9 protein-coding genes are annotated in these 13411 nt (G+C 64.0%); 7 read left to right on the top strand and 2 right to left on the bottom strand.

Translation table 11 applies throughout. From position 1 onward, the window contains the following. Positions 1-14 precede the first annotated feature (14 nt). On the bottom strand, positions 15-3092 hold the full coding sequence (locus ASG67_RS02070; RefSeq protein WP_200940695.1) for a glycoside hydrolase family 2 protein: 3078 nt from the start codon (positions 3090-3092) through the stop codon (positions 15-17). 227 nt (positions 3093-3319) lie between these two features. On the opposite strand from ASG67_RS02070, the gene ASG67_RS02065 reads away from it, so the two are divergent. The 6 genes from ASG67_RS02065 to ASG67_RS02040 all read left to right on the top strand — a co-directional run bounded on the left by ASG67_RS02065 (position 3320) and on the right by ASG67_RS02040 (position 11768). Then, positions 3320-4558 carry a PQQ-dependent sugar dehydrogenase gene (locus ASG67_RS02065; protein ID WP_082543244.1) on the top strand — a complete coding sequence of 413 codons (1239 nt, stop codon included), beginning with the start codon at positions 3320-3322 and terminating at the stop codon, positions 4556-4558. Positions 4559-4904: 346 nt separating this feature from the next. Next, positions 4905-5300, top strand: a complete 396-nt coding sequence (locus ASG67_RS02060) for a hypothetical protein (protein WP_056524552.1) — start codon at positions 4905-4907, stop codon at positions 5298-5300. Further along, positions 5297-6571 (top strand): efflux RND transporter periplasmic adaptor subunit, encoded by a 1275-nt coding sequence (locus ASG67_RS02055; RefSeq protein WP_056524549.1) that lies wholly within the window; start codon positions 5297-5299, stop codon positions 6569-6571. Before ASG67_RS02060 ends, ASG67_RS02055 begins: the two co-directional genes overlap by 4 nt. 120 nt (positions 6572-6691) lie before the next feature. After that, on the top strand, positions 6692-9865 hold the full coding sequence (locus ASG67_RS02050; RefSeq protein ID WP_056524546.1) for an efflux RND transporter permease subunit: 3174 nt from the start codon (positions 6692-6694) through the stop codon (positions 9863-9865). A gap of 9 nt (positions 9866-9874) precedes the next feature. Next, the gene (locus ASG67_RS02045; RefSeq protein ID WP_200940694.1) at positions 9875-11299 is read left to right on the top strand and encodes an efflux transporter outer membrane subunit; all 1425 of its coding nucleotides are present in this window, start codon (positions 9875-9877) and stop codon (positions 11297-11299) included. A 91-nt stretch (positions 11300-11390) separates the two neighbouring features. After that, on the top strand, positions 11391-11768 hold the full coding sequence (locus ASG67_RS02040; protein ID WP_056524540.1) for a hypothetical protein: 378 nt from the start codon (positions 11391-11393) through the stop codon (positions 11766-11768). 81 nt (positions 11769-11849) lie between these two features. Here the strand turns inward: ASG67_RS02040 and ASG67_RS02035 are convergent, their stop codons facing one another. Continuing rightward, entirely contained in the window at positions 11850-12434 is a 585-nt protein-coding gene (locus ASG67_RS02035) for a glutathione S-transferase N-terminal domain-containing protein (RefSeq protein WP_056524537.1), read from the bottom strand. A 127-nt stretch (positions 12435-12561) separates the two neighbouring features. Between ASG67_RS02035 and ASG67_RS02030 the strand changes: the two genes are divergently transcribed. Continuing rightward, positions 12562-13353: a ThuA domain-containing protein gene (locus tag ASG67_RS02030; RefSeq protein WP_235535001.1), complete on the top strand. Its 792-nt coding sequence runs from the start codon at positions 12562-12564 to the stop codon at positions 13351-13353. Positions 13354-13411 lie beyond the last annotated feature (58 nt).

The following is a 13411-nucleotide window of genomic DNA, read 5'->3' as shown; positions in this document are numbered from 1 at the left end:
ACCGGCCATCGCAATCACTGATTATCCGCAAACGACAGCATCAGCTTTCCACGCTGCATGCCGCTGACGATCGTCGGCTGTCCGGACGGACCGGAGTCCTCAGGCTTGATGAATTTCGATCCCATTCCCGGAATCGCGCCTAGGATAGAGATGTCGCCCGATGGAAAATCGACCGTCGTGTAGGGGTGATCGTTCGGGCGCGTACCCACTCGCAGATATTGATCGGGAACAGCACTCGTTAAGGACCACGATGCCTTCTTGCCGCTGAACGTCGCCCATCGCAGCCCGGCGAAATATCCCGCCGTCGCCGGGTTCGGCAAGCCGCCAGTCGTGCCGGCGACATCGTGGACACCCAGCACGCCGCCCTGCAACCGGTTGCGCCAAACGGGATCGCCGCCATTCACCAACGCCCGGACGGAGTGGAGGTCGGCCAACGGCGTATCGAAACTGACGCCGTGGTACAAAACCGGCCCGGTCAATCGGTAGCCATAATCGAGCGTAAGCACGCCACGCGCATCGATCGTCCAGCGTACCCGATCGAGGCCGCCGGCGCCCGGTGCCTCGATCCACGCTTCTTCCGCGCCGGTTTTGGGATCGCGGCTCTGACCGGTCTGGATCGTCACCGACGTCGACGCCGCGGGAAAGCGATCGGGTTCATAGCCGAGCCGTACCGCCTTCACCGCGACTGCCTGTCCATCGGCGCGCTTGGGATCGCGGATGCGGATCGCCTTCACGATCTGCGGCGGAAATACGTAGCGCTCGCCATCGGTCTTGCGGCGCGATCCGTTGAAAATCGTCCGCCATTGCTGCCCATCGGGCGAGATATCGAGCGCAAAGCCAGCCCAACTGTCGGCCTTCGCAAAATCCAGTTCGACTTCCGCGACGCTGGCCAGTGCCGCGTTGGGCACGCGTCGGGTCAGACCAGCATCGTCACCGCCAGCGATCGGTAACCATCTCGGCGCGCCTGTGTCTCGCGGTCGGGCGAAGGTAAGGCGAGGGCCGTTGGATAGCGTGTAGCGCCGATCGCCGCGGCGGACTTCGCGGAGCAATCCTGATATCCGATCGAACGTCGCATCGACGCCGCCCCCGCTCAGATGGACCGTGTCCCCCACCTTTGCGACGGACGGCGCCACCGATCGTCCGGCAGGGAAGACGGGCACCGCCGCATCGAGCCGTGCCGTGGGCCATGTCCAGGTCCAAATGTCCTGCCCGTCCCGCATTGCGGTCAAAGCCAGCGCGTCCGCCTCCTGCCAGCGGGCGGGCAAACGCAGTTGTAATCCACCGCTCGCATGTGGTGCGATGTCAGGGACAGCCGCCTCGCCCTTGCCGATCACATCGGCCGCAACCGTGCCTGCGACAGGGCCGGGAAAGCGGAGCAGCCGCCAACTGAATCGAAGCTGCGACAGGCTGGTGAAATCGTATCCGTTGCGAACGTTCAGCAGACCCGTGAAACGATCGTCCAGCGTCGGCGGATCGATCTGTACCGGCGACCAAAGATCGCGGATAGTGGCAACGCTCGGCTCCAGTTCGTGGCGCGGGCCGACGATCCCGTCGGGTGCGAACGTGCTGAATGTGTCGATCGCGCCGCCGCGGTCGGTGCGCGCGATTCCTTCATCGGCAAATACCCAGATGAAGCCACCGCCACCGCGGGGCGAACCCGCGATCGCTTTCCAGTAATCCGCGAGTCCCGCACCGCCGCCGCCGTCGAACAAGCCATGCATGAATTCGGTTGGCATGAAGATGTTGGGACCGTCCAGACGCTTCAACACATCGGCATAGGGCGGGTAATGTTTGGTATCGACGTCGGCATGGATCGCCCAGGGGTGCAGGACGGGCCGCTGTTGCGGATCGTACAACGCGTAATCGGCGTCGAGGTCGAGGTTGAAGCCCCCTTCGTTACCATTGTCCCAGAACAGGATGCTGGGATGGTTCACATCGCGTTCGATCATCTCGCGCACCAACCGCCGCCCGACCTGCGTGTCGTGCGCGTGCTGCCAGCCGCTTAGTTCGTCGAGCACGTAAAGGCCGAGTTCGTCGGCGGCTTTCAGAAACGATTCGTCGGGCGGATAATGCGACATTCGCACCGCGTTCATGTTCATCGAGCGTATCAGGCGGACGTCGTCGTAATTGTCCTTCGTGGTCAGCGTGCGTGCGGTATCCGGACGGAAGCTGTGGCGGTTGACACCCTTCAGAAGAATGCGCTGTCCGTTCAGGAACAGACCCTGCCCCGCGCGCACCTCGAACGTGCGGAAGCCGAAGCGTTCATGGGTCTGGTGGACCGCGCGATCGCCCTGAACCAGCGTCAGCGTCAGGCCGTAGAGCGCGGGCGTCTCCGCCGTCCACAGACGCGGATCGGCGATACGGGTGGCCAGCCGGATGCGGCCCCCGCCGCCCGCCGGGATCGTTTGAGTGAACGCCGCGCCCACCGGACGGCCATCGGGCGCGGTCACTTGCGCGGTCAGGCGGGCGACATCTTGCGGCGCAGCGAGCGTGACATCGGCGGTCAGCGTTCCATCGGCACGTCCGTCGATCGCGGTATGGGCGATCGCCTGTAACGGCGTGGCCTCCAGCCAGACCGGACGGAAGATGCCGCCGAACACCCAGTAATCCGCCGCCCGTTCGGCCCGGTTGGTGTCGGGATTAGCCGATGCTTCGTGGACGACGACCTCAACCGTGTTCGCCTGCCCGATTTTCAGCAGCGGCGTAATGTCGAAGCCAAAGCGATAGAAGCCGCCTTGATGCTCCGGCCCGGCAGATACGCCGTTCACCGTCACCGCCGCGTCGGTCATCACGCCATCGAATATCAACCGAATACGCCGGCCCTTCCAAGCCGCCGGCACGGTGAACTGCCGGCGATAGGTACCGTGATCGGGTTGGCCCGACCTTCCTTCTTCACCATATTGATAGCGTCCGAAACCGTGCTGCTGCCAATTGGAGGGGACGGGGATGTGCGCGGCTTCCCCCGCGCGTCGGCCGCCGCCGATCTGGAAATCCCAATTGACGGCGTCATCCGGCCCTTTGCCGGACAGCATCATCGTTTCGGTTTGCAATGCCTGCGCGCAGGTCGCGACGGGGAGCATCCCGACCGCCATGACGCACGCCATTGCTACGTGCCGCATTGGATTTGGGCGCACCGCTCTCTCCCTATCGACCAGCCACCGTGCATTTTTCTGCGGTGAAGCGACGAACGGCATCTTGCTTGATCACCGGCCAGCGAAAGTCAACGACGTTGATGCCAACGCTGGCATATCGATCGATCTTATGCAAAGCACGCGTTCGTACCAAGGGGGTTTCCGAATTGCGTCACGCTCAGGCTAGCATGATCGCCGTGTTCCTGCTGGCTGGCTGCGGCCAACCCCAGAGTGCGCAACCGACGGCGACCACACCGCACGCGCCGGTGAATTACGGCAATGCGAAGCCCGTCGCGAACAAACCGTTCAAGATCGGCACCGTGGCGACGTTCGATACGCCCTGGGCGCTCGCCTTCCTGCCCGACCGCACGATGCTGGTGACCGAAAAGCCCGGTCACTTATGGCTCGTGACGCAGGCCGGCGGGAAGACCGAAGTGGGCGGCGTGCCCACCGTGCACTTCGAAGGACAGGGTGGTTTGCTCTTCGTCGCGACCTCGCCCACCTTCGGGCGGGATCGGCAGATATACCTAACCTATTCCGAGCCGGGCGAAGGCGGCGATGGACTGGCGCTCGCCCGCGCCAGGCTCGACATGGTCGGTGGTCGTCCGGTGTTGCAGAACCTTCAGGTAATCTGGCGACAACTGCCCCGTGGCCAGGGCGGCCAGTTCGGTGGATACATCGCGTTTTCTCCGGATGGGCAGTATCTTTTCCTGACCTCGGGCGAGCGGCAGCGCTTCACCCCCGCCCAGGACCCGGATCAGGCGCTGGGCAAAATCCTGCGCCTGACGCTCGACGGCAAACCTGCGCCCGGCAATCCCGGCGCGGGCAAGGTCGGCGGTACGACGATCAGGATCATCGATCCGCCCGAAAATTCGGGATCGGCAGCCAAGGCAGCGGCGCGCACAGCGACTATCCCCGGCCCGAACCTGACGCCTGCTGAAACGTGGACCACTGGTCACCGCAATCCCTATGGGCTGGCGTTCGATGCTCAGGGGCGGCTTTGGGAAACCGAGATGGGTCCACGGGGTGGAGACGAGTTGAACCTGATCGAGGTCGGCAAGAATTATGGTTGGCCGAACACGTCATATGGCAAAAATTACGACGACACGCCGATAGTGCCATCGACGGCGGGCGCCGGGTTTCAGGAGCCAGCGCTATACTGGAACCCGGTCATCGCACCCGCAGGTCTGGCATTTTACAATGGCAACATGTTCCCGCAATGGCGCGGATCGGCCTTCGTCGGCGGGTTGGCATCCACGGCGTTGATCCGGGTCGCGTTCGACGGGGCATCACCGCGAGAGGCGGAACGATGGGACATGGGCGCCCGCATCCGCGCCGTCATGGCAGGGCCCGATGGCGCGCTTTGGCTGCTGGAGGACGGAACAGGCGGCCGGCTGTTGCGGCTGACGTCGAAACGGGGCGGTTGATCGGCCAATCGTCCATCGCCGCTGGCAAAAGCGAGCGTCATGACAAATAAAATTACCGACCGGTACAAAACCGGTTGACGAGATGAACGCCAGGTTTATATACCAACTGGTATCGAAGCTCCATCCTATGTCGGATGAGGCCTGACGGGGACAAGCATCCATGATCGGGATCATCACCTGAACCATCGCCGCCGGTAAAACCGGTCGGCGTCATCACATTTCGCGCAGGCGAAGCGCGGCGCAACGGTGTGCCGGGGACGACTGCGCACGTCTTTGCAACAGGCCGGAGAACCGACGATCCGTCGTCGGTCGTGGCTGATGCTTGCCTGACAAAGGGGAATTTCCCATGGCCTATCTCGACCTCGACAACATGTTCGCCGCCCCCGTCGCCAGCCGTCCGGCGGCTGCTCCGAGCACGACCATGGCTGGTTTCTCCGCGCTGGAGTGGAGCGTGATCGCGCTCGCCCGGCGCGATACGCTGCGCAGCCTGACCCAGCCCGGTCGGCTTTCGCGGGCGATGGGCAGCCTGTTTGGGCTTGGTACGACATCGTCCCTTGCTGATCCGCGGCTGGAGGCGTTGCGGCGGCTCGCCGTGTATGTCTGGCAGCGGGGTTTCGCGCTGCCGATGGCGGAGATCGAGCGATTCCGATCGGCCGGATTTACCCCGGCACAGGTCGAGACGCTGGTGGTCAGCGTGACGGGCATTCGCATCGGTGCCGAACAGCGGAGCATCGCGGCATGAACATGATTTCCCCGATCGAGGCGGCGAACGACACGGATACCGTGTCCCCGCCCGCCGAGCGCCATCGACGGCCCGCATGGCAGCGCGGCGCGGTGATCCTCGTGCCGATCGCGCTGCTCGGCGCGGACGGCGTTAAGCTGTTCGACCAGCCCGATGCTGCGATAGCGGCGCCCCCGCCCGCCTCCGTCACAGTCGCGTCGCCATTGGTGCGACAGGTCAGTGAATGGGACGATTATGTCGGCCGCTTCGCCCCCAGCCGGACGGTCGAGATTCGACCACGCGTGGCCGGCGAAGTGACAGGCATCCATTTCCGTGATGGCGAGATCGTGAGTAAGGGGCAGTTGCTCTTCACGATCGATTCACGACCATTCGCCGCATCGCTCGCCGAAGCACGCGCCAATGCGGCTAGCGCCGCCAGCGCGCTGACGCTGGCCCGCACCGACCTAGGCCGGGCGGAACGCCTCGTCGCGGACGAGGCGGTGTCCGCCGGCGAGGTCGATGCCTTGCGCGGTCGGGTACAGGCGGCAAGCGCGGCGCTGGCCGCGGCCAATGCGCGTGTTCGGGTGCGGGCGCTCGACGTGTCGTTCGCCCAGGTGCGCGCGCCGATCGGTGGCCGTATATCCGACCGGCGTGTCGATGCGGGCAATCAGGTCGCGGGCGGAGAAGGCACTGGCGGCACGGTACTGACGACGATCAACGCGCTAGACCCGATCTACTTTACCTTTGATGGGTCCGAAGCACTGTATCTGAAGACGCAGCGTGCCCGCCAACCGGGGGCCGCACCGGCAGCGGTGGAAATCCGCTTGCAGGACGAGGCGGAGCACCGATGGAAGGGCAAGCTGGACTTTACCGACAATGGTCTAGACCAGCGGTCCGGCACGATCCGCGGCCGCGCGGTGCTGGCCAATCCGGGATATTTCCTGACACCGGGCATGTTCGGCAATATGCGCCTGGCCAGTGCCGGCACGCGCTCAGCGCTGCTAGTGCCGGATGATGCAGTGCAGACCGATCAGGCGCGCAAGGTGCTGCTGACGGTCGATGCGAAGAACGTCGTGACGCCGAAGCCGGTTGAACTGGGGCCGGTGGTCAATGGCCTGCGCATCGTGCGATCCGGGATCGGGCCGAAGGACCGGATCATCATCCAGGGTACGCAGATGGCGATGCCCGGCGCGACGGTCGCGCCGCATATCGGGCGGATCACGGTGCAGCCGGGCGCACCGGCTCAGGCAGCGGCACAACCGCTGGCTGGCGAGGCCACGCTGGCGCCGTAACCGATCCCCGGCTCCAGCCGGCAAGGCCTACCGAATACTCACTGCCGTTCGCCCAACTGTTCCCGGTTTCCGCCGGGGGACGGAACGGCGGGTCGCGCCCTCTCTACCGAGGAAAAACCCATGCGCTTTTCGCGCTTCTTCATTACCCGGCCGATCTTTGCGGGCGTGATCGCGGTCATCATCACCATCGTCGGCGCGATCGCGTACCTGGCGCTGCCCGTGTCGCAATATCCCGACATCGTACCGCCGACCGTCACCGTCAGCGCCGTGTATCCCGGTGCATCTGCCGAGACGGTGGCCGAAACCGTCGCCGCGCCGATCGAACAGGAAATCAACGGCGTCGACAACATGCTGTACCAGTCGTCGCAATCGACCGGGGACGGCAAGGTGACGATAACCGTTACCTTCAAGATCGGTACCGATCTGGATGCCGCGCAGGTGCTGGTGCAGAACCGCGTCGCGGTCGCCGTGCCGCGCCTGCCGGAGGACGTGCAGCGCTTGGGCGTCGTGACGCGCAAGACGTCGCCGGACTTCCTGATGGTCGTGAACCTGGTGTCGCCCGACGGATCGCTCGATCGCGGTTACATCTCTAACTACGCGCTGACGCAGGTCCGCGACCGATTGAGCCGAATCGACGGCGTCGGCGACGTGCAACTGTTCGGTGCGCGCGATTATTCGATGCGCGTGTGGATCGATCCCGGCCGTGCCGCTGCGTTGGATCTGACAGCGGGCGAGATCGTCGCGGCGCTGCGCGCGCAGAACGTGCAGGTCGCCGCAGGTACGCTGGGCCAGCCCCCCTATGGCAAATCGAGCGCGTTCCAGTTGAACGTCGAGACGCAAGGTCGGCTGACCGATCCCAAGCAGTTCGCCGATGTCGTGATCCGTACCGATGCGGCAGGGCGTCAGGTCCGCGTGTCGGATGTCGCCCGCGTCGAACTCGGCGCGCAGGATTATGGCGCGAACACCTATCTGAGCGGTCAGCCGACCGTCATCGCCGCCGTCTTCCAGCGTCCTGGATCAAACGCGCTGGGCGCCGCGAAGGCAGTGTCTGCCGAGATGGAAAGCATGTCCAAGCGCTTTCCCAAGGGGTTGGAATACCGCGTCATCTATAACCCCACCGAATTCATCGCCCAGTCGATCGACGCGGTGAAGCATACGCTGGTCGAGGCGATGATCCTCGTCGTGCTGGTGATCCTGGTCTTCCTGCAGAAGTGGCGGGCCGCGATCATCCCGATCGTGGCGATCCCGGTATCGCTGATCGGCACGTTCGCGGTGCTGGCGGCATTCGGATATTCGCTCAACAACCTTTCGCTGTTCGGACTGGTGCTGGCGATCGGTATCGTCGTCGACGACGCGATCGTCGTGGTCGAGAATGTCGAACGCAATCTGGAACACGGCCTGTCACCGCTGGAGGCGGCGCGAACATCGATGGACGAAGTGTCGGGCGCGCTGGTCGCGATCGTGCTGGTGCTGTGCGCGGTGTTCATTCCGACGGTGTTCCTGACTGGCCTATCGGGTGCCTTCTATCGCCAGTTCGCCGTCACGATCTCGACCGCGACGATAATCTCGCTCGTGTTGTCGCTGACGTTATCGCCGGCGCTCGCGGCACTGTTGCTGAAGCCGACCGAGCCGGCGGATACGGGTAACCGCGTGACCCGGCTGGTCCGGCGCGCGGGAGACAGCTTCAATCGCGGGTTCGAGCGGATGAGCGACAGCTATGCGCGGCTGACCCAGCGGCTGGTATCGGCGCCGAAGCGGATGATGATCGCCTATGCCGCGTTGATCGCGGTGACAGCGGGCGTGTTCATGGTGACACCGACCGGCTTCGTACCAGCGCAGGATCAGGGATATTTCCTGACCGTCATCCAATTGCCACCCGGCTCTTCGGTCGAACGGACGGATGCGGTGATGCAAAAGGTCGCCAAGCGCATCCTGCCGCTGGCCGGCGTGAAGGGCGCGGTGATGCTGGCGGGCTTCGACGGCCCATCGCAGACGCTCGCACCGAATAGTGCCGCCGCGTACATCCCGCTGAAGAGTTTTGAAGAGCGCAAGGAGTTGGGCGTCACCTTCGCCGGGATTATGGCGGAAGCACGCAAGGTGACGGGCGACATCACCGAGGCCCGGTTGCTGATCGTGCCGCCACCACTTATCCAGGGTATCGGATCGGCAGGCGGATACCGGCTGATGGTGCAGGATCAGGGCGGCCATGGTTATGGCGACCTGGGCAAGACCAGCTACGATCTGATCGGCAAGGCGAACCAGACCAAGGGACTGGCGCAGGTCTATACCTTCTTCGACACCGCCACGCCGCGCATCTTTGCCGATGTGGATCGCGCGAAGGCCAACATGTTGGGCGTACCACCAGAACGGGTGTTCGAGGCGTTGCAGGTCTATCTCGGGTCGGCGTTCGTCAACGACTTCAACCTGCTGGGCCGCACCTATCGCGTCACCGCACAGGCCGATGCGCCGTTCCGCAACACGACCGCCGATATCGCGAATCTGAAGACCCGGTCCAATTCCGGGCAGATGGTGCCGGTGGGATCGATGTCGACCTTCCGCGACAAAACCGGGCCGTATCGCGTCGTGCGATATAATCTGTTCCCGGCGGTCGAGGTCGATGGCGATACCGCGCCCGGTTTCTCGTCCGGCCAGTCGCTAATTGCGATGGAGAAGTTGGCCGATACCGCGCTGCCGACCGGATATGCCCATGAGTGGACAGGCATAGCGTATCAGCAAAAGGCGGCGGGCAGCACGGCGGCATTGGTGTTCGGCATGGCGGTGCTGTTCGTCTTACTGGTGCTGGCCGCGCAATATGAAAGCCTGACGCTGCCGCTGGCGATCATCCTGATCGTGCCGATGTGTCTGTTGGCGGCGATGACCGGCGTGAACCTGCGGGGAATGGACAACAACGTCCTGACCCAGATCGGCCTCGTCGTGCTGATTGCGCTGGCCGCCAAGAACGCGATCCTGGTGGTCGAATTCGCCAAGCAGGCAGAGGAACAGGACGGCCTGTCCTCGGCAGAGGCGGCGGTGCGCGCCGCGAAGGACCGGTTGCGCCCGATCCTGATGACCAGTTTCGCGTTCATCCTGGGCGCGGTGCCGCTGGTGATCGCGACGGGCGCAGGTGCCGAATTGCGGCAGGCGCTGGGGACGGCGGTGTTCTTCGGGATGATCGGCGTGACCGGGTTCGGTCTGCTCTTCACTCCTACGTTCTATGTGGTGGCGCGCGGGATGGCGAAGCGGTTCGAGCGTCGCCGCCCGGCCCCCGCCCCCACGCTCCAGCCAGCCGAATAAGGAACGATCATGAAGTCATTGCTTCTTGCCACCCTGTCGGCGTTGACGCTGGCCGCCTGCGCCGCCGGCCCCGATTATATTGCGCCGATCACCCCACCCACCGCGGCGGCGGCCTTCGCCACGGCCAATGCCGCCACGACCGCCACGGCACCAGTCGACGATGATTGGTGGCGGATGTACCGCGATCCGGTGCTCGACGGCCTCGTCGCCGATGCGCTGGCCGCGAACACCGACCTGCGCGTCGCGGTGGCGCGGCTGGACAGCGCGCGAGCATCGCTAAGGGGCGCGAAGGCCGATCGCCAACCACAGGTGGATGCGGGCGCGAGCGGCAATTATGCGCGCACATCGCAGCTCCAGAACCTGCCCGGCTTCGACCGCGAACGAGCGACCTACGACGTCGGACTGGACGTCAGTTACGAGGTCGATCTGGCCGGTCGCGTCCGCCGCAATGTCGAGGCGGCGCGCGGTGACGTCGGCGCTGCGCAGGCGGATGCCGATGCGGTGCGTGTATCGATCGTGGCGGCCACTACCCGCGCCTATGTCGATGCCGCGTCGTCGGCCGAACGGCTGGCGGTGGCGGAGCGGATCGTCGATCTGCTGGCGAAATCCACCACACTGACCGGCAAGCGGGTTGAGGCTGGTCGCGCCGCAAAACTGGACGAGGTGCGGATCGCCGCGCTGCGCGATCAACGCGCCGCGCTGGTGCCGCAGATCGCGGCGGAACGGCAGGCGGCGTTGTTCCGGCTGGCGACACTGACCGGGCGGACGCCGCAAGAATTGCCGGCCGCCGTCGGTGCGCGAACCACGACGCCTCGGCTGGTCCAGCCGATTCCGGTCGGTGACGGCGCTGCGTTTTTGGCGCGTCGCCCGGACGTGCGCGCCGCCGAGCGCCGGCTGGCGGCATCGACGGCCCGGATCGGGGTGCAGACGTCGCAGCTCTATCCGCAGATCTCGCTGGGCGGCTCGATTGGTTCGACCGCGCTGAGCATGGGAGACATCTTTACCGGCGGGCCGATCCGCTGGCTGCTGGGGCCGCTACTGAACTGGTCGCTGAACCAGTCGGCGGCGCGTGCACGGATCGCCGGCGCGGAGGCGGATACGCGGGGCGCCCTGGCCAGCTTTGATGGCAGTGTCCTGAATGCGCTGGAGGAAACCGAAACGGCGCTGTCGAACTATGCCCGCGAACTAGATCGTCGCATGCGATTGCAATCGGCGCACGACAACGCCGCCACCGCCGCCCGCATCACCCGCGCTCGCCAGCGCGAAGGGCAGATAGACTTCCTGATCGTGCTGGATGCGGAACGAACATTTGCCGACGCGGATGCCGATCTGGCGGTGGCCGATGCGCGGATCGCGGATGCGCAGGTCGATGTGTTCCGATCCCTCGGCGGTGGATGGCAGACGGTGGCGGTTGGGCAAGTCAGCGCGCGGTAATCGGGGATTGGGGTGACGACATTGTCATTGGGCAATGTTGCACCGACCGATCTATCATCATGGCGCTTCGGGGCTTCGATGGAGATTACCGATGTGGTTTGCATGGTTCGCGATGCTCGCGGCATCCGCTGCTGCTGCGCCCGCAGTACAATCGGCGGCCGGCAGAACGACAAGTTGCAGCACGTCGGATGTCGTCAGAATATCTCCCGCCGACCAGCTTCAACTGCTGGACGATTTCAGAACAGGTTTGCCGGCGCGTGACCGTCAGCGACTTGACCTCGTCCTCCCCCGCTACGTCGATGGGGGCATCGCGCAGTGCGACGATATCGACCGCAGTCGCGCCTCATGCGAATCCGGCGCTTACCTGCCGGCGCTCAGGAAAACGGGGCTGATGGCACGGTTTCTCGCGGCAAGCTGTTCAAAGAATTTCAAAGCCGAAACGAAACAGGGCTATCGCTCCCACCAATAACCGCAATCTATTGAAGGTCAGGGATCGAAATACTGCCGACACAAGTGACGCCGGCCTGATGATAGACCGGCGTCCACCCTGTTAGATCAAACCTTCATGAGTCATCGCCGCCTTGACGGACGGCCGCTCCATCAGTCGATCGCGATAGCCAACCAACTTCTGCGGTACGTCTAGGCCATTCTTGCGCGCCCAGAGCAGCATGACGAAAAGGTAGCAGTCGGCGACGCTAAGATCGGCGCCGAACAGGAAATCGCCTTCCATCGTGTCGGCGAGATATCCCATCCGTTTCAGGATCGTCTCGCCAGCCTTCGCCTTTTCGTCGTCACCGGCACCGGCGAAGAAGGGCTTGAAGCTTTTGTGTATCTCGGTCGAGATATACGCCAGCGCCTCCAGCAAATGAGTGTGCCCCATCGGGCCTGAGGGCTTCAGCTTCGTATCCTGATGCGCGATCCAGTCGAGGATCGCGATGTTCTCGCTCAGCGTCTCCCCGCTGTCGAGCGTTAGCGCCGGGACATATCCCTTCGGATTGATCGCCGTGTAGTCAGCGCCACTTTCGGTTCGCTTGGCCTTCAGATCGACCTTCTCGTGCTCGAACGAGAGGCCCGCCTCATGCAACGCGATGTGATCGGCCAGACTACAAGCGCCCGGCGAGTAATAGAGCTTCATCAAGCTTCCTCCATGCTGAACTGCCTTAACGCGTGGGGCGTGCGATAGCTGCTTCGGACCGCTTGGTATCGAAACCATGGCCCCAGTGCGCTATCGCCAGTCCCATGTTACGGTGGGAGATAGCATAATGCGCAAAATGCTGGTGATGGCGGCCCTGCTGACGACGGCTCAAACGGCACCCAATCCTCATCTGCCGACCGCCACCTATGATGTGGTTGCCCCAGTAATTCCCGCTGGACTGCGGCACGCGGTGCTAATCGTGTCCAAGACGAACGGCTGGCGACATATCGAGCATATCCCGCACTCGAACGCCGTCCTCGCCGATATCGCCCGAGGTTTGGGCCGTCAGAGCTATGTCACCGAAAACGCGGCTGTCTTCAACGATGAACAGCTACAGCACTTTGACGTCGTCGTCCTCAACAGCGCCAGCGGTGAATTCCTAACCCAGGATCAGCGGGCTGCGTTCATGCGCTTCGTGACGAAGGGCGGTGGCGTCGTGGCCCTGCACGCCGCCGGCGACGACAGTCATAAGGAGGCATGGTATAAGGACACGGTCATCGGCACCAAATTCATCGGCCATCCGGGTGGAGCAGATCAGTTCCAGCCGGCCCGGATCGTCGTCGATCGTCCGCATCACCCTGTCATGGCCGGTGTCAAACTACCCTGGTCACCCGTCGATGAATGGTATTCATTCGACGCCAACCCCGCAGCCCGCGGCATGACCGTGCTCGCGCGGATTGATGAAGCAAGCTACCGTCCGGGTGCCAAACTGGCGATGGGCATGCACCCCGTCATCTGGATCAATCCCTCATCGAAGGCACGGATCTTTTATTCCGCGCTTGGCCATCAACCCGCGGCATATGACGATCCAAACTATCGGCGCATTCTCGTCAATGCGATCCGCTGGGCAGGAAAATAGACGGAGAGTATTCCGTAATTGCGAGCTTTCTTCGGTTCGTGATCCGATCTGTGGTGCA

Source organism: Sphingomonas sp. Leaf339, assembly GCF_001426195.1.
Classification (GTDB): Bacteria; Pseudomonadota; Alphaproteobacteria; order Sphingomonadales; family Sphingomonadaceae; genus Sphingomonas.
The sequence above is the reverse complement of the archived record's forward strand: the minus strand, read 5'-3'. Positions and strand labels throughout refer to the sequence as shown.